Source organism: Pseudomonas sp. C2B4 (genome assembly GCF_013359695.1).
GTDB lineage: Bacteria > Pseudomonadota > Gammaproteobacteria > Pseudomonadales > Pseudomonadaceae > Aquipseudomonas.
Genome location: NZ_JABFMU010000013.1, coordinates 64169 through 81571, shown reverse-complemented (window position 1 = coordinate 81571; position 17403 = coordinate 64169). Strand labels below are relative to the sequence as shown.

Below are 17403 nucleotides of genomic sequence, written 5' to 3'. Positions count from 1 at the left end.
GGCTTACATGTTCGGGTAAGTCGGGCCGCCGGCACCTTCCGGCGTCACCCAGGTGATGTTCTGTGCAGGGTCCTTGATGTCGCAGGTCTTGCAGTGGACGCAGTTCTGGGCGTTGATCTGGAAGCGCTTCTCGCCGTCTTCCTTGGTCACCACTTCATACACGCCGGCCGGGCAGTAGCGCTGGGCTGGTTCGTCGTACAGCGGCAGGTTCTTGCTGATCGGGATGCTCGCGTCGGCCAGCTTCAGGTGGCAAGGCTGCTCTTCTTCGTGGTTGGTACCGGAAATGAACACCGAGCTGAGTTTGTCGAAGCTGATCTTGCCGTCCGGTTTCGGGTAGTCGATCTTCTTGCAATCGGCCGCCAGTTTCAGGCAAGCGTAATCCGGCTTGGTGTCGTGCAGGGTGAACGGCAGCTTGCCGCCGAAGATGTTCTGGTCCAGCCAGTTGAAACCACCGCCGACGATAGCGCCGAACTTGTGGATCGCCGGGCCGAAGTTGCGGCTGGCGAACAGTTCTTCGTACAGCCAGCTGTTCTTGAAGCTGTCGACGTAAGCGGTCAGTTCGTCGCCGCCTTCGGATTCTGCAAACAGGCGATCGGCCACGGCTTCAGCAGCCAACATGCCGGACTTCATCGCAGTGTGGCTGCCCTTGATCTTGGCGAAGTTCAGGGTGCCGAGGTCACAACCGATCAGTGCGCCGCCCTTGAAGACCATTTTCGGCAGCGAGTTCAGGCCACCCTTGCAGATGGCGCGGGCGCCGTAGCTGACGCGTTTGCCGCCTTCCAGGTATTGCTTGAGCACCGGGTGATGCTTGAGGCGCTGGAACTCGTCGAACGGCGACAGGAAGGTGTTGCTGTAGGACAGGTCGACGATCAGACCCACGACCACCTGATTGTTTTCCAGGTGATAGAGGAACGAGCCGCCAGTGTTTTCGGTGCCCATGATGTCCATCGGCCAGCCGGCGGTGTGAACCACCAGGCCTGGCTGGTGCTTGGCCGGGTCGACTTCCCAGATTTCCTTCAGGCCGATGCCGTAATGCTGGACGTCGGATTCGTTGTCGAGGTTGAAGCGTTTGATCAGCTGCTTGCCGATATGGCCACGGCAGCCTTCGGCGAACAGCGTGTACTTGCCACGCAGTTCCATGCCCGGGGTGTACAGGCCTTCTTTCGGATGGCCTTCGCGGTCAACACCCAGGTCACCGGTGATGATCCCGCGAACCACGCCGTTTTCGTCGAACAGCGCTTCCTGAGCGGCGAAGCCCGGATAGATTTCCACACCCAGGTTTTCGGCCTGCTGAGCGAGCCAGCGGCACAGGTTGCCAAGGGAGATGATGTAGTTGCCTTCGTTGTGCATGGTCTTGGGCACAAAGAAGTCTGGAACTTTCTGCGCGCTTTCAGCGTTCTTGAGAACGAAGATGTCATCGCGGGTGACGGGCGTGTTCAGCGGCGCGCCGAGTTCTTTCCAGTCCGGGAACAATTCGTTCAGGGCGCGTGGTTCGAACACGGCACCCGACAGGATGTGAGCACCGACCTCGGAGCCTTTTTCAACCACGCAGACGCTGATTTCCTTACCGGCTTCGGCGGCCTTCTGCTTCAAACGGCAGGCGGCGGACAGGCCAGCGGGGCCGGCACCGACGATGACCACGTCGAATTCCATGTATTCGCGTTCCACAGGCTATCTCCTACTCAAGGCTCAACAGTTTTTTCTAATTTTGGAGGTTAGGTGTCGCATCCATGAATCCCAGCGCATCGTCGGGAGCGGACAATCGATCAACCACCTTTCTCATTGGGTGGCGCATTATATCTACACCACTCTCAGGGTCCAATACAAACGTTTGTTTGAATTGGCTCAAAGCCAGAGAAATCAAAGTCACGCGGCTTATGAACGGCTATTTTGCCGTATTGACCGGAATAGGTGTTCCGGTCAAGATACGGGCGGTTTTGCGCTCGCCGTAGGCTGACTGTTGGTTTCAAGAGCACCTCTAAAGACAGGGCGATGGCAGTACAAGGTGATGCGCGGTTCAGGTTAGCCGCACAGTTTACACGCCGCGATATTGAATGACTCGTCGGTCACCACTGACGAACGGTCATGAACATCGTGAGCGACGTTCACTTGACACGTATGCCGGCGTTTTTAGAGGTGCCCTTGCGCCCGATGAGCATCAACCGCCAGGTTCGCCTAGGCGACTTTCTTTTCACCGGAGAGTAACGAGGAATCCATGAAGGTTCTTGTAGCTGTCAAACGCGTTGTGGATTACAACGTCAAGGTCCGCGTCAAGGCGGACAATTCCGGCGTCGACCTCGCCAACGTCAAGATGTCGATGAACCCATTCTGCGAAATCGCAGTGGAAGAAGCCGTACGCCTGAAAGAGAAAGGCGTTGCGACTGAAATCGTCGTCGTCTCCGTAGGCCCGTCCACCGCTCAAGAGCAACTGCGCACCGCGCTGGCTCTGGGTGCCGACCGCGCCATCCTCGTCGAATCCGCCGAAGATCTGACTTCCCTGGCCGTTGCCAAGCTGCTGAAAGCTGTTGTCGACAAGGAACAGCCTCAGCTGGTGATCCTTGGCAAACAAGCCATCGACAGCGACAACAACCAGACTGGCCAGATGCTCGCTGCATTGAGCGGCTACGGTCAGGGCACGTTCGCCTCCAAAGTCGAAATCAGCGGCGACAGCGTTGCCGTGACCCGCGAAATCGACGGCGGCGCGCAGACCGTTTCCCTGAAACTGCCGGCCATCGTCACCACCGACCTGCGTTTGAACGAGCCACGCTACGCGTCGCTGCCAAACATCATGAAAGCCAAGAAGAAGCCTCTCGAGACGCTGACTCCGGACGCTTTGGGCGTTTCCACCGCCTCCACCAACAAGACCGTGAAAGTCGAAGCGCCAGCTGCACGCAGCGCGGGCATCAAGGTCAAGTCGGTGGCTGAACTGGTCGAGAAACTGAAAAACGAAGCGAAGGTAATCTAAATGACTATCTTGGTTATTGCTGAACACGACAACAAAGTGCTGGCCCCGGCCACGCTGAACACCGTTGCTGCCGCTGCCAAAATCGGCGGCGACATCCACGTTCTGGTTGCAGGCCAGGGCGCTGGCGCCGTGGCTGAAGCCGCGGCGAAAATCGCTGGCGTGAGCAAAGTCCTGTCCGCTGACAACGCCGCTTACGCGCATCAGCTGCCGGAAAACGTTGCTCCTCTGGTCGCCGAACTGGGCAAGGGCTACAGCCACATCCTGGCTGCCGCCACTTCCAACGGCAAAAACATCCTGCCGCGCGTTGCCGCTGCACTGGACGTTGACCAGATCTCCGAGATCATCTCGGTAGAAAGCGCTGATACGTTCAAGCGCCCGATCTACGCCGGTAACGCCATCGCTACCGTTCAATCGAACGCTGCGGTCAAGGTGATCACCGTGCGTGCCACCGGTTTCGACCCGGTTGCCGCTGAAGGTGGTTCGGCTTCCGTTGAGTCGGTTGCTGCTGCTCACGATGCTGCGATCTCCAGCTTCGTCGGCGAAGAGCTGGCCAAGTCCGATCGTCCTGAACTGACCGCTGCCAAGATCGTCGTTTCCGGCGGCCGCGGCATGCAGAACGGCGACAACTTCAAACACCTGTACGCCCTGGCCGACAAGCTGGGCGCTGCCGTGGGTGCTTCCCGCGCCGCGGTCGACGCAGGTTTCGTACCTAACGACATGCAGGTCGGTCAGACCGGCAAGATCGTTGCTCCACAGCTGTACATCGCCGTCGGTATCTCCGGCGCGATCCAGCACCTGGCCGGCATGAAAGACTCCAAAGTGATCGTTGCGATCAACAAGGACGAAGAAGCGCCGATCTTCCAGGTGGCCGATTACGGCCTGGTGGCGGACCTGTTCGAAGCCATCCCTGAGCTGGAGAAGCTGGTCTAATCCGGCTGCTTCACTTATAAAAGAGCCCGACCTTCTGGTCGGGCTTTTTTTTGTCCTTGTACCTGTAGGAGCGAGCTCGCGATGATCTCAAGGGTGCCGCGTTTAACCAGAACGCCCTCGTCATCGTTAACGCCCATCGCGAGCAGGCTCGCTCCTACAGAGATATAAACGGCTTCAATGGGAGTGTAGTGCCATGGATCTGCGCCGCATGTGTGGCTGGTCATTGCTGCTGAGTTTGACAATCTTGCCGGCACTATCGAATGCGGCCGGCAAATGCGAACGCCTGGTGGCGACCGGCAGCCCGGATGCGCCACCCTACCTGTGGCAAGACCCACAAAACCCCAGGCACCTGATTGGCGCCAGTGCCGACCTGTTGCAGCAAGTGGCGCAAGAGTTGGGCATCAAGGTCGAACTGCTTTACGCCGGCAAACGTTCCCAGGCCCTGGATGAGGTGCGCAGTGGTCGCATGGACCTATTGGCCGATGCACCGTTGACGGTCGGCGAACTGGAGTCCCTGGACTATATTCATCCGCCATTGCTGGAAAACGATTATCTGGTCTGGACCCGCAAAGATTCGCCGCTGGTCTACAACGACGTGCAGGACCTGCACGGTCACTCCGGCGCTTTGTCGGAGAAATCTCGACTGACCTCGGAATTTGCGACCGTCGCCGAGCAGCAGTTGACCCTGACCCGTACATCCAATCTGACACAAGCCTTTCAGAAGTTGCTGTTGGGCGAGGTGGAGTTCGTCCTGGCCGGCCGCTACTCGGGCATGGCAATGGCGCAGACATTGGGCATGGCCAACGATCTGATTGCGCGTATGCAACCGGTCGACAAGCCAGGACTGTTTCTGGCTGTTTCCCACAACTCGGCCTGCAACGATCCGTGGTTGCGCGGACAGCTGGCCAAAAAGATGACAGAATTGCCCGCGTCCGGACTGACGGAGGCTGTGCTGCAACGCAACATCGAGCGTTGGAATACGCAGCAGAAACAATCCGTCAGTACTCCAAAACAGTAGGGATTTTTAGTGAGTATTCGACCTCTTTTCGCTGCCCTGGCCGTTCTGGCTCTGGCGGGTTGTGCAGCCGATCCGGCACCGAACGAACAAATGCGTTTGACCGAGCAGGCCGTCGAGCAAGCCAGGGCGGTGGGCGCCACCGCCGACGAAGTACCGGAAATGAAGCTGGCCGAAGACAAGTTCAACCGTGCCAAGGGCAGCATGAACGATCAATCCTTCAGGAATGCACGCATGCGGGCCGAACAGGCCGAGCTGGATGCGCGCCTGGCTGAAGCCCGGGTCCTGACCCTCAAGAGCGAAGCGCAATTGAACGTGCTCAACACCCGTATCGCCCGCCTGCGCAAGCAACTGGGAGATGCCCAATGAGCCTCGGGTCCAAGGTTATCGGCGGTTTGATCCTGGCAGGTTGCGCGAGCCTGTACGGCTGCGCCGGTCAGCACAGTGAAGCGGCATTGCAGCAGGCGGGCGCCGACTTCCAGAAGGTCAAGGAAGACTCCAACGTATTGCGCATCGCGCCCAAGGATGTGATTCGCGCCGGTGAATCCCTTGCACGTGCCGACCGTTTGTCCAGCTACTGGGGGAGCGGCTCGGATGTGGCGCATTACGCTTACCTGAGCCAGCGCTACAGCGAAATCGCTCGCGAGCACACGACTCAAGTGCTCAACGAAGAGCGGGCCGCAAAGCTTGAGTTGGAGCGTCAGCGCCTGCAACTGGCCCTGCGCGAATCCAAGCTGCTCAGCGTGCAGCAGCAGGGCAAGTGGCTCGAAGAACAGATTGTGGCTTTGGCCACCACCCAGACCGACCGTGGCCTGGTCATGACACTGGGTGATGTGCTGTTCGACACCGGTGAAGCGGAGCTGAAAAACTCGGCCAACCGCGTGGTCTTGAAGATCGTGCAATTCCTGCAACTCAATCCCAAGCGTGTGGTGCGTATCGAAGGCTATGCCGACAGTACCGGCGGCAAGCAGGAAAACCTCAAGCTGTCCCGCGATCGTGCACAATCGGTGGCGGATGTGTTGATGGACCTGGGCATCGACGACAAGCGTATTCAAGTCGAAGGTTACGGCGATGAGTACCCGGTGGATGCCAACGCTTCCGAGCGGGGACGCGCGCAGAACCGTCGCGTGGAAATTGTGTTCTCCGACGAAAAAGGCCAGCTAGGCGCCGCCCGGTAAGGGTTGCGTCACTGGAAAACCCGGCCTGCCAGTCAGTGCCGGGTTTTTTTGCGCCTGCAAATACTCGGCACTTTCCGATAAAAGCAGTACAGATTTTGCTGACACTGCACTGTACGGTCGACTATTGTGGTAACTGTCCCAGTACACTTCTAAACTGTTCCGGTATCGTTTCCGACAAGAATAAAATGCCTGTGAAATCGAGTGCTGCGTCATGACCAATCTCTTGCTCTACCAACGTATTGCTCAACAACTGGCTGAAGACATCCGCCGTGGTGTCTATCAACCGGGAGAGCGCGTGCCTTCGGTGCGCAAGATGAGCTCGCAGCTCAATGTCAGTCATGCCACGGTGTTGCAGGCCTATGCCAATCTCGAAGATCAAGGGCTGATCCGCGCCCGGCCGCAGTCGGGTTACTACGTGCACCAGACGCCAGCCCTGACCGCTCCGACACCGGATATCGCCCGGGTCGAGCGTCCTGGCCTGGTGACCCGCAGCAGCATCATTCAACAGGTACTGGTCGAATCCCGCCGTGAAGGTGTGTTCCCTTTGGGCGCTGCGGTCCCGAGTGTCGACTATCTGCCGGTTCGGGCGCTGCATCAGCAATTGGCCAAAGTCACCCGTTTTCACAGCCCCCGTGCGTTCAGCTACATGTTCAGCCCCGGTTTCGAGCCGTTGCGCCGACAAGTGGCGATTCGCATGCGCGATGCCGGCGTGGTGGTCGATCCGTCGGAAGTGGTGATCACTCACGGTTGTGTGGATGCCTTGCAGATGTCCTTGCGGGTGCTGACCCGACCGGGCGATCTGATCGCTGCCGAGTCGCCGACCTATTACGGTTTGCTGCAACTGGCCGATCTGTTGGGGCTCAAGGTCATCGAGATTCCCAGTGACCCGTCCACCGGCATGAGCCTTGAAGCCTTGCAACTGGCGGCTAACCAATGGTCGATCAAGGCGCTGGTACTGACCACGCGTTTGAGTAATCCATTGGGCGGCACCATGCCCGAAGAGCGGCAGAAGCAACTGCTGCGCCTGGCGTCGGATTTCGATATCCAGGTGGTCGAGGACGATATCTACGGCGAATTGATGTTCGAGCAGGGGCGCACCAAGGCGCTCAAGGCCTATGACCGGCTGGACCGGGTGATCTATTGCTCGAGCTTTTCCAAGACCCTGTCGCCAGGGGTGCGTATCGGCTGGATGATTGCCGGCAAGTTCCAGCAGGAAATCCAGCGTTTGCAGACCTTCAGTACCCATTCAGCCTGCAGCGTCACGCAGATGGGCATTGCCGCCTATCTGGAAAATGGCGGTTACGATCGGCATTTGCGTTACATCCGTCAGGAGTACCGCAAAAACCTCAGCGCCTTCCAGTTGGCGGTGCAGCAGTATTTCCCCGAAGGCACGCAAATGACGCGACCCACCGGCGGCTTTATTTTGTGGGTGAGTCTGCCGGGACGGGTCAACACTCAAGAGCTGCACGTGCGTGCATTGCAACAGGGCATCAGTATTGCGCCGGGGCTGATTTTCAGTAATACGGAACAGTTCAATCACTGTATTCGACTGAACTGCGGCATCCCCTGGAATCGCGAGGCCGAGCGCGCATTGATGACCTTGGGCATGCTGGCGACCCAGCTTTGCCAGGAGATGGCACTGGGCTTGTGACGGGGCGGGCAGGTTCTTCCTGTCCGCGCTTGTCATGGCGCCTGCAACAAGCGAGCATATGGCCCCCTCTGTCGTTTGCGATGTTCGCCGTTGGCCCCATGAAACCGATTTTTCCTGCCGCCTGGTTGTCGATCTGCCTGTTATTGAGCGCCCAGTCGGCTCCTGTCATGGCCGCTTCCGTTCAGGAAAAACCGGCGGCAAGCACAACGTCGAAAAAAAGCACTCCCCCCAGTAAAGCTGCGCCGGCCAAAAAGAAAGCCGCCGTGGTAAAAAAACGTCCGCCGATCGCCTCCAAGTCGAAGCCGGCCAGTGAGGTGGCCAAGACCCAAATCCCCTCGGCCGATCTGGATTTGAGCCTGCCCAAGGACATGGTCGAAGACTTGAAACCGGTCGGTACGGTGCCTATACCCAAACGCGATCCGGTATTGCCGCAAATGTTCGGCGACAAGTCCGGCAGTAGTGGATTTCAGCTCAACGGTCGATTGATCAACAACGAAATGCAGTTGCAACTGCGCAATGAAGAGCGCCGGGAAGTCGAAGGCGCCGCATTGGAGTTCGAGTTCAAGCGGTAAATCCCGTCTGTGCTGATGCCTTGAGCAGACGCTTTGTCGGAGACTGCCCGGTCACGCCCGCTTGCAGGCAAAAACCCGCGATCCGGTAATTTAAAACAACTGTTTTAGCGGTTACTCTGTGCCGCGTCCTTTAACACATTGCCCGTCGCGAGGAGCTCGTCGTCATGAAATGCCGTGAAGGCTGTGGCGCCTGTTGCATTGCCCCATCCATCAGTTCGCCCATTCCCGGTATGCCCAATGGCAAAGCCGCCGGGGAACGTTGCGTGCAACTTTCTGCCGAAAACCTGTGCAACATTTTTGGCCAACCGGAACGTCCCGTGGTGTGCTCGGCATTTGAAGCCGACCCCGAAGTGTGTGGAAGCAGCAGCGAAGAAGCGATCCGGCTGCTGGGATGGTGGGAGCAAATGACTGCCGCGTAATGTCGTTTACCGAACGGAACTTCAACAATAAGGAATAAGATTATGGGTTCGTTGCATCGTATGGCTGTCCTGTGTGGGTTGACGGCGGTATTGGCCACTTCGGTCGCTCAGGCCGAAGACTGGAAAGTCGCCAAGAATGAGGACGGCATCAAGGTGTCCCTGACTGAAGTGGCCGGTTCCGATTACAAGGCCTACCAGGGTGTCACCCTGATGAAAACCACCATGGCCAAGTTGCGTGCGTTGCAGGACGACGTACCTGGCGCCTGCGCCTGGATTCACGAATGCAAGATCCAAAAATTGCTCAAGCACGAAGGCGATCAGAGTTGGACCTACACCCAATTCAATACCCCATGGCCGGTCACTCCACGTGATTCGGTGCTGCACATCACCACCATCGAAGGCGCCGATGGCAGCCTGACCCGCAAGCTCGAAGGCGTGCCCAAGTACCTGCCTGAAGAAAAGGGCTTCGTGCGGGTTGCCAAGGTCGACGGCTTCTGGAAGTTCGTTCCCAAGGGTGATCAGGTTGAAGTGACCTATCAGGTGCACACCGAGCCAGGTGGTAGCGTACCGTCGATGGTCGCCAACAAGTTCGTGGTTGATGCGCCGTTCAATACCTTGAAAAACCTCAAGGCTCGCGCTGAGAAATAAGCGCGACATCGAGTTGTGCAATACCCCTGTGGGAGCGAGCCTGCTCGCGAAGAGCGTCAACGATAATGCGGTCTGTCTGAATGATCGCGTTGTCAGGACGTTTTTCGCGAGCAGGCTCGCTCCCACAGTCATGAAGAGTCCGCAGTAAAAGCCTTTAATTTGTTTCCAAATGCACGTTCAACAATATTTTCACAATGTGTCCAAGACAATCTGGCCCCCTGACGATGGGCTGACCAGTAATAAATGGTAATGCTGTGATCGTTCGGGCAACATTTGCACACCGCGCAAACCCCGCGCCAGGTACTGGCAATTAGAGGGCAGGGCGCAGCTGTATTTTTGAAACTTCAACTTCCAATGGGTCCTAAAACGACATGGCAATCCCGGACGCCCTGAGTCAGCAGCGGGCTTCAACTCGCTTGCTGCAACCGACCGTCAAATCGCATCTGGCCTACACGCTGCTGTGCGCACTGGTCATGATGGTGATGTTTTCCGTGCTGCGCCTCGCGCTGCTGGTCTACAACCGCGAAATGATCCTTGATACACCGGCCTCGACCTTCCTTGAGGCGTTCGCCAACGGCCTGCGTTTCGACTTGCGTCTGGTGGTGTACCTCAGCATTCCGTTGCTGCTGGCGCTGTTCAGTGCCCGGGCCATGGCCGCCCGCGGGTTCTTCCGTCTCTGGCTGACGGTGGCTTCCAGCATCGCGCTGTTCCTTGGCTTGATGGAGATGGATTTCTACCGTGAATTCCACCAGCGCTTGAACGGCCTGGTCTTCCAATATGTGAAGGAAGACCCGAAAACCGTGATGAGCATGCTCTGGTACGGTTTTCCCGTGGTTCGCTACCTGCTGGCCTGGGCGGTAGGCACCTGGATCCTCAGCCTGGCATTCAAGGGCGCTGACCGCGCTACCCGTCCGCGTGGCCCCTTCAGCGGTGGCAGCATCAGCACACGCCAGGTGGCCCCCTGGTATTCGCGCATCATGGTGTTCGTGGTTTGCCTGCTGATCTGTGTGGTCGCGGCCCGTGGCACCTTGCGTCAAGGCCCGCCCATGCGTTGGGGTGACGTCTACACCACCGATTCCAACTTCGCCAACCAACTGGGCCTCAACGGCACACTGTCCCTGGTGGCGGCGGCGAAGAGCCGGATGTCCGAAGATCGCGACAACATCTGGAAAGCCACGTTGCCACAACCAATGGCCCAGCAGACCGTACGTGACATGCTGGTGATGAAGGACGACAAACTGGTCGACGGCGAGACCGCGGCGGTGCGTCGCGACTATATGCCTCCGGCCGACAAGACCCTGCCGATCAAGAACGTCGTCGTGATCCTGATGGAAAGCATGGCCGGTCACTCGGTTGGCGCGCTGGGCGCATCGGGCAACATCACGCCCTACCTCGACAAACTGTCGCAGGAAGGCCTGCTGTTTGACCGTTTCTTCTCCAACGGTACCCACACCCACCAAGGCATGTTCGCCACCATGGCGTGCTTCCCGAACCTGCCGGGTTTCGAATACCTGATGCAGACGCCGGAAGGCAGCCATAAGCTGTCTGGTCTGCCGCAACTGCTCAGCGCCCGTGACTACGATGATGTGTACGTTTACAACGGTGACTTCGCCTGGGACAACCAGTCGGGCTTCTTCAGCAATCAGGGCATGACCAACTTCATCGGGCGTAACGACTTCGTCAACCCGGTGTTCTCCGACCCGACCTGGGGTGTGTCCGACCAGGACATGTTCAACCGTGGCCTGGAAGAGTTGAAAGCCCGCGATGGCAAGGACAAGAAACCGTTCTATGCCTTGCTGCAAACGCTGTCCAACCACACCCCGTACGCCTTGCCGACGCCATTGCCGGTTGAGCGCGTGACCGACCGTGGCAGCCTGAACGAACACTTGACCGCCATGCGTTACGCCGACTGGGCGCTGGGTCAATTCTTCGAGCAGGCTCGCAAGGAGCCGTACTTCAAGGAAACCCTGTTTGTCGTCGTCGGCGACCACGGTTTTGGCAACGAGCGCCAGATCACCGAAATGGACCTGGGCCGTTTCAACGTACCGATGCTGATGATCGCACCGGGCATCCAGGAAAAGTTCGGCAAGCTTGACCACACGGTCGGCACTCAAGTCGACATCGTGCCGACCATCATGGGCCGGATCGGCGGGGAAGTGCGCCATCAGTGCTGGGGGCGTGATTTGCTCAACCTGCCTGAAGGCGACACCGGTTTTGGTGTGATCAAGCCATCGGGCAGTGAGCAGACCACGGCCATCGTGACTGCTGACCAGATTCTGGTGCTGCCAAGGGACAAGGACATGGCGCCGAAGATGTACCAGTACGAACTGGGTGCCACGCCTCACGCCGAAGTGGTGCCGGATGCACCGCGTACCGCCGAGATGAAAACCAAACTGGAAGCGTTCCTGCAGACGGCGACCAAGAGCCTGATCGATAACACCGCAGGTGTCGTCGACGGCAAGCCGGACTAAACCGTGACGCCATAGAAAAGAGAGGCCCATCAAGGGCCTCTTTTTTTTGCCTGTTAAAACTTCATATCTTGCCGAGTAACAACAGGATCAATATCACTACCAGCACGACGCCGATGATACCGGACGGGCCATAACCCCAACTTCTGGAGTGCGGGAAGACGGGTAAACCACCGATCAGTAACAGGATCAGAATGATGAGTAGAATTGTGCCCATGTCTATTTCCTTGTTGTAAGCGTTCAGGAATGACCTAGTCGTTAATGGCCAGCGGGAATGCAATTAATTCGAGCTGCTTAAAAAATCCGACTGCTGCCCATCGAAGAAAATTCCAAGTTTTTTTAATGTTTTTCGAACAAGTGATTATTTTCTTTCCAATGGCGTTAGTTGTCGGCGACGCGCCCAGGGTTTGCTCGGGCCATTCAGCAATCTGATGGAGCGTGGGTCGGGCAATATCCTTCGCTACACTCGACGCATCTTTCCCGGAACAACAAGGCTGTTTGCTATGCAAAATCGCATGATGATCACTGGTGCGGGCTCTGGCCTGGGTCGCGAAATCGCGCTGCGCTGGGCGCGTGAAGGCTGGCAACTGGCCTTGTCCGATGTCAGCGAGCCTGGCTTGCAGGAAACCCTGAAGCTGGTGCGTGAAGCCGGCGGTGATGGTTTTATCCAGCGTTGCGACGTGCGCGATTACAGCCAACTGACCGCTTTCGCCCAGGCTTGCGAAGTGAAACTTGGCGGTGTCGACATTATCGTTAACAACGCGGGCGTGGCCTCGGGCGGGTTCTTCAGTGAACTGTCCCTGGAAGACTGGGACTGGCAGATCGCGATCAACCTGATGGGCGTCGTCAAAGGTTGCAAGGCCTTCCTGCCGCTGTTGGAAAAGAGCAAAGGCAAGATCATCAACATCGCGTCGATGGCGGCACTGATGCAGGGCCCGGCCATGAGCAATTACAACGTGGCCAAGGCCGGCGTGGTGGCGTTGTCCGAAAGTCTGCTGATCGAACTGGCGCACCAGGAAATTGGCGTGCATGTGGTTTGCCCGTCGTTCTTCCAGACCAATCTGCTGGATTCGTTCCGGGGCCCGACCCCGGCCATGAAGGCACAGGTCGGCAAGTTGCTGGAAAGTTCGCCGATCACGGCGGCCGACATTGCCGACTATATCTACCGTCAAGTCGCCGAAGGCGAGTTCATGATCCTGCCTCACGAACAGGGTCGCATGGCCTGGGCACTCAAGCAGAAGAACCCGCAGCTGCTTTACAACGAAATGACCGTGATGGCCGATAAAATGCGTGCCAAGGCCAAACAAACCGCAGGCTGAACTTGCCCGCCAGCGAATGCCTCGCTAGGGTGGCCGCCATCGGCCATCCCCGCGAGGCATTCCCATGCTCAATTACTTGTGGTTTTTTCTTGCCGCGCTGTTTGAAATCGCCGGTTGCTTCGCCTTCTGGATGTGGCTGCGCCAGGGGAAAAGCGTTTGGTGGGTGGTGCCGGCGCTGCTCAGCCTGACCCTGTTCGCGCTGCTGCTGACCCGCATCGAAGCCAGCTACGCCGGTCGCGCCTATGCCGCTTACGGCGGTATCTACATCATCGCCTCCATTGGCTGGCTGGCGGTGGTCGAGCGGATTCGTCCGCTGGGCTCTGACTGGATTGGCGTGGCGCTGTGCGTGATCGGGGCGAGCGTTATCCTGTTCGGTCCCCGTTTTTCCGCATCCTGAAGGATCCATCCTTCATTCAAACGACCTGTCAGACGTTTCTGTCAGGTGGGCTGGTCATTGGCTGTCAGTTCGGTCTGGATTGCCGCTGTTGCCTTGAAGCCGCTTCGCGCGCCGGGCATCTTCAAGGTCCGGTAACCCTGAAGGACAAAGGCCATGCTAGTACTCAGTCGCGTTGTGGGCGAATTGATTTCCATCGGTGACACCATTTCCATACGCGTCGTGGCGGTCGACGGAAACAGCGTGCGTTTCGGCATCGAAGCGCCCAAGAGCGTCAATGTTCACCGGTCCGAAATCTACGATCGCATCCAGCGCAAATTGACCCGCCAGAAAAAATCAGTCGAATAAATGCTTGGGCACATCGTGCTTGAGCATCAATTGGCATTGCTCGCTTTCCGGATCGAAGACGATCAGTGCCTGCCCTTTGATCAATGCCTGGCGCACTCGTAATACACGGGTTTGCAGCGGCGTGTCATCGCCGTTGTCGGTGCCGTCACGGGTCACGAAATCTTCGATAAGGCGGGTCAGGGTGTCGACTTCAAGTTGGTCGTGGGGAATCAGCATGGGGCACCTCGGATAAGCAATGGCGCGATGCTACGGCGAATGGGAGGTCGCCGCTAGCCTACGGGTTTGCATTGTTTGATCCGGCCCCTTCGCGAGCAGGCTCGCTCCCACAATGAACCGCGTACCTATGTGGGAGCGAGCCTGCTCGCGAAAGCAATTTTTCAGACAATACCTATCTTGGTCAGCTATCGGATCGCTGCCCCACCAGACTGTCCACCGACGGCACCCGCGTATCACTCTCCATCTGCGTGTCATGTTCGATCTGATGACTGAAGCGGTCCAGGGAGCCGGTGGCCGGTTGCGCATCGCTGGCGAATACCGGCGGACTGAGAATGTAGGCGCCGAGCAGACGGCTGAGGGCGGCAAGGCTGTCGATGTGGGTGCGTTCATAGCCGTGGGTCGCGTCGCAGCCGAAGGCGAGCAGGGCGGTGCGGATGTCATGGCCGGCGGTGACCGCCGAGTGGGCATCGCTGAAGTAATAACGGAACAGGTCGCGACGTACCGGCAACTCATGGTCGCTGGCCAGGCGCAGCAAGTGCCGCGACAAGTGATAGTCATAGGGCCCGCCGGAGTCCTGCATCGCAATGCTCACGGCGTGTTCGCTGGAGTGTTGGCCGGGTGCGACCGGTGCAATGTCGATGCCGACGAATTCGCTGACGTCCCATGGCAGTGCCGCCGCCGCGCCGCTGCCGGTTTCCTCTGTGATGGTGAACAGCGGGTGGCAGTCGATCAGCAATTCTTCACCACTGTCGACGATCGCTTTCAACGCCGCCAGCAGTGCTGCGACACCGGCCTTGTCGTCGAGGTGACGGGCGCTGATGTGGCCACTTTCGGTGAACTCCGGCAGTGGGTCGAAGGCGACGAAATCCCCCACGCTGATCCCCAGGGAGTCGCAATCGGCACGGGTCGCGCAGTAGGCATCCAGTCGCAATTCAACGTGATCCCAACTGATCGGCATTTCATCCACGGCGGTGTTGAAGGCGTGCCCTGACGCCATCAACGGCAAGACGCTGCCACGGATCACGCCGTTGTCGGTGAACAGGCTCACGCGGCTGCCTTCGGCGAAGCGGCTGGACCAGCAGCCGACCGGCGCCAGGGTCAGACGGCCGTTGTCCTTCACCGCACGCACGGCGGCGCCGATGGTGTCCAGGTGAGCCGACACGGCGCGGTCGGGGCTGTTTTTCTTGCCCTTGAGGGTGGCGCGGATGGTGCCGCGGCGAGTCATCTCGAACGGAATGCCCAGCTCTTCCAGGCGTTCGGCAACGTAGCGCACGATGGTATCGGTGAACCCGGTGGGACTGGGGATGGCGAGCATTTCCAGCAGGACTTTTTGCAGGTAGGTCAGGTCCGGTTCGGGGTATTGGAGGGTCATGGAAACTCCTGATGGGTTGAGCGCATCGATGGTTTCGATGAGGAGGAAATTCGCTGCCTGCCAGACCGCCTTCGCGAGCAGACTCGTTCCCACAGGGAACTGCGGTCAAATGTGGGAGCGAGCCTGCTCGCGAAGGCCATGGCACGGGCAACACATCAATGTCAGGAAACCGGCTGACTATGCGGAAACAACAAATCCACAAACCGCTCGGCCGTCGGCTGCGGTTCATGATTGGCCAGCCCGGCACGTTCGTTGGCTTCGATAAACACGTACTCCGGTTGATCGGCGGCCGACACCATCAGGTCGAGGCCGACCAGGGGAATGTCCAGCGCTCGCGCGGCGCGCACCGCGGCATCCACCAGGGTCGGGTGCAGGATCGCAGTGACGTCCTCGAGAATCCCGCCGGTGTGCAGATTCGCCGTGCGCCGGACGAACAGATGCTCGCCGGCCGGCAAAATACTGCTGTAGTCGTAACCGGCGGCACGCAAGGTGCGTTGGGTTTCCTGATCCAGCGGAATTGAGCTTTCACCGCCCGTGGCCGCCTGACGTCGCCGGCTCTGGGCTTCGATCAGCGCGCCGATGGCGTTCTGGCCATCGCCCACGACTTCGGCGGGTCGGCGAATCGCGGCGGCGACCACTTCAAAACCGATCACCAGAATCCGCAGGTCGAGGCCTTCGTGAAAGCTTTCCAGCAGCACGCGACTGTCGAATTGGCGGGCGACTTCGATGGCTTGCTGGACGTCTTCGATGCTCTGCAAGTCCACGGCCACGCCTTGCCCTTGCTCACCGTCCAGCGGCTTGACCACCACCCGGCGGTGCTCTTCGAGAAACGCCAGGTTGTCATCGGCGTTGCCCGCCAGTTGCTGGCTCGGCAGGTTCAAACCAGCGGCCTTGAGCACTTTATGGGTCAGGCTTTTGTCCTGGCACAACGTCATGCTGATGGCGCTGGTCAGGTCGCTGAGGGACTCGCGGCAACGCACCCGGCGTCCGCCGTGGCTGAGGGTGAACATCCCTGCATTAGCGTCATCCACTTGCACGTCGATGCCACGTCGGTGGGCTTCCTCGACGATGATCCGCGCATAAGGATTGAACCGGGCTTCTGGGCCGGGGCCGAGAAACAGCGGCTGATTGATGCCGTTCTTGCGTTTGATGGCAAACGTCGAGAGGTTGCGAAAACCGAGCTTGGCATAAAGGTTTTTCGCCTGACGGTTGTCGTGCAGCACCGACAGATCGAGGTAACTCAGCCCACGGCTCATGAAGTGTTCGATCAAATGCCGCACCAGCACTTCGCCGACGCCGGGGCGTGAGCACTGTGGATCGACCGCCAGGCACCACAGGCTGCTGCCGTTTTCCGGATCGTTGAAAGCCTTGCGATGATTGAGGCCCATGACGCTGCCGATGGCCGCGCCGCTGTCTTCGTCTTCGGCCAACCAGTAAACCGGGCCGCCTGCGTGATGCGGGGTCAGCAAAGCGGCATCAATGGGCAGCATGCCACGGGCTTGATAGAGCTGGTTGATTCCTTGCCAGTCCGTCTCGCTTTGCGCGCGACGAATGCGAAAGCCGCGAAACACCCGGGTTGCCGGACGGTAATCGCTGAACCACAGGCGCAAGGTGTCGGACGGGTCGAGGAACAGTTGCGTCGGCTCCAGCCCCAGCACCTGCTGGGGCGCGGCGACGTAGAGCGCAATGTCGCGTTCGCCGGGCTGCTCGTTGAGCAACGCTTGAGCGAGGCTGGCCGCATCGGCAAAGGTGTGGCCGATCAGCAACCGACCCCAACCGCAATGCACCGCAATCGGTGCCGCGCCAAGTGTGCTGCCGTCTTCGGCCAGACGCGCCTGCAAGCGTTCATAAGAGGGCGCCTGTCCGCGCAACAAGCGCTGGCTGATGGCCGTAGCGTGAGGTTTCATC

General features: G+C 58.9%; 18 protein-coding genes. 13 read left to right on the top strand and 5 right to left on the bottom strand.

The features are described 5' to 3' along the window. Positions 1-3 precede the first annotated feature (3 nt). Positions 4-1668 carry a 4Fe-4S dicluster domain-containing protein gene (locus tag HNQ83_RS11755; protein WP_175389104.1) on the bottom strand — a complete coding sequence of 555 codons (1665 nt, stop codon included), beginning with the start codon at positions 1666-1668 and terminating at the stop codon, positions 4-6. A gap of 547 nt (positions 1669-2215) precedes the next feature. On the opposite strand from HNQ83_RS11755, the gene HNQ83_RS11750 reads away from it, so the two are divergent. From HNQ83_RS11750 to HNQ83_RS11705, 10 genes are all read left to right on the top strand, one after another. Next, positions 2216-2965: an electron transfer flavoprotein subunit beta/FixA family protein gene (locus tag HNQ83_RS11750; RefSeq protein ID WP_008017740.1), complete on the top strand. Its 750-nt coding sequence runs from the start codon at positions 2216-2218 to the stop codon at positions 2963-2965. Beyond that, complete coding sequence (locus tag HNQ83_RS11745; protein WP_175389103.1) at positions 2966-3895, top strand: electron transfer flavoprotein subunit alpha/FixB family protein; 930 nt, start codon at positions 2966-2968, stop codon at positions 3893-3895. A 193-nt stretch (positions 3896-4088) separates the two neighbouring features. Then, positions 4089-4913, top strand: a complete 825-nt coding sequence (locus HNQ83_RS11740) for an ABC transporter substrate-binding protein (RefSeq protein WP_175389102.1) — start codon at positions 4089-4091, stop codon at positions 4911-4913. A 9-nt stretch (positions 4914-4922) separates the two neighbouring features. Continuing rightward, positions 4923-5279 (top strand): DUF4398 domain-containing protein, encoded by a 357-nt coding sequence (locus HNQ83_RS11735; RefSeq protein WP_175389101.1) that lies wholly within the window; start codon positions 4923-4925, stop codon positions 5277-5279. Further along, on the top strand, positions 5276-6088 hold the full coding sequence (locus HNQ83_RS11730; protein WP_175389100.1) for an OmpA family protein: 813 nt from the start codon (positions 5276-5278) through the stop codon (positions 6086-6088). Before HNQ83_RS11735 ends, HNQ83_RS11730 begins: the two co-directional genes overlap by 4 nt. 211 nt (positions 6089-6299) lie before the next feature. Next, the gene (locus HNQ83_RS11725; protein WP_175389099.1) at positions 6300-7739 is read left to right on the top strand and encodes a PLP-dependent aminotransferase family protein; all 1440 of its coding nucleotides are present in this window, start codon (positions 6300-6302) and stop codon (positions 7737-7739) included. Positions 7740-7837: 98 nt separating this feature from the next. Next, a complete protein-coding gene (locus HNQ83_RS11720; protein ID WP_175389098.1) occupies positions 7838-8311 on the top strand; it encodes a translation initiation factor 2 in 474 nt (157 codons plus the stop codon). 164 nt (positions 8312-8475) lie between these two features. Next, positions 8476-8730, top strand: coding sequence for a YkgJ family cysteine cluster protein (locus HNQ83_RS11715; protein WP_175389097.1), 255 nt, complete (start codon positions 8476-8478; stop codon positions 8728-8730). 42 nt (positions 8731-8772) lie between these two features. Beyond that, positions 8773-9378: an START domain-containing protein gene (locus HNQ83_RS11710; RefSeq protein ID WP_175389096.1), complete on the top strand. Its 606-nt coding sequence runs from the start codon at positions 8773-8775 to the stop codon at positions 9376-9378. Between the two features lie 371 nt (positions 9379-9749). Then, complete coding sequence (locus HNQ83_RS11705; RefSeq protein ID WP_175389095.1) at positions 9750-11849, top strand: LTA synthase family protein; 2100 nt, start codon at positions 9750-9752, stop codon at positions 11847-11849. Between the two features lie 61 nt (positions 11850-11910). Here the strand turns inward: HNQ83_RS11705 and HNQ83_RS11700 are convergent, their stop codons facing one another. Beyond that, a complete protein-coding gene (locus HNQ83_RS11700; RefSeq protein ID WP_170948722.1) occupies positions 11911-12069 on the bottom strand; it encodes a DUF3309 family protein in 159 nt (52 codons plus the stop codon). Positions 12070-12349: 280 nt separating this feature from the next. Between HNQ83_RS11700 and HNQ83_RS11695 the strand changes: the two genes are divergently transcribed. From HNQ83_RS11695 to csrA, 3 genes are all read left to right on the top strand, one after another. Continuing rightward, positions 12350-13165 carry an SDR family oxidoreductase gene (locus HNQ83_RS11695; RefSeq protein WP_175389094.1) on the top strand — a complete coding sequence of 272 codons (816 nt, stop codon included), beginning with the start codon at positions 12350-12352 and terminating at the stop codon, positions 13163-13165. 64 nt (positions 13166-13229) lie between these two features. Then, the gene (locus HNQ83_RS11690; protein WP_137804459.1) at positions 13230-13562 is read left to right on the top strand and encodes a YnfA family protein; all 333 of its coding nucleotides are present in this window, start codon (positions 13230-13232) and stop codon (positions 13560-13562) included. 153 nt (positions 13563-13715) lie between these two features. Next, positions 13716-13907, top strand: a complete 192-nt coding sequence (gene csrA / locus HNQ83_RS11685) for a carbon storage regulator CsrA (protein WP_175389093.1) — start codon at positions 13716-13718, stop codon at positions 13905-13907. Here the strand turns inward: csrA and HNQ83_RS11680 are convergent. From HNQ83_RS11680 to ngg, 3 genes are all read right to left on the bottom strand, one after another. Further along, a complete protein-coding gene (locus HNQ83_RS11680; RefSeq protein WP_110967037.1) occupies positions 13896-14123 on the bottom strand; it encodes a YheU family protein in 228 nt (75 codons plus the stop codon). The two genes, csrA and HNQ83_RS11680, sit on opposite strands and share 12 nt — an antisense overlap. A 181-nt stretch (positions 14124-14304) precedes the next feature. Continuing rightward, positions 14305-15495, bottom strand: a complete 1191-nt coding sequence (locus HNQ83_RS11675) for an osmoprotectant NAGGN system M42 family peptidase (RefSeq protein ID WP_175389092.1) — start codon at positions 15493-15495, stop codon at positions 14305-14307. 161 nt (positions 15496-15656) lie between these two features. Further along, positions 15657-17402: an N-acetylglutaminylglutamine synthetase gene (gene ngg, locus HNQ83_RS11670; RefSeq protein WP_175389091.1), complete on the bottom strand. Its 1746-nt coding sequence runs from the start codon at positions 17400-17402 to the stop codon at positions 15657-15659. Position 17403 lies beyond the last annotated feature (1 nt).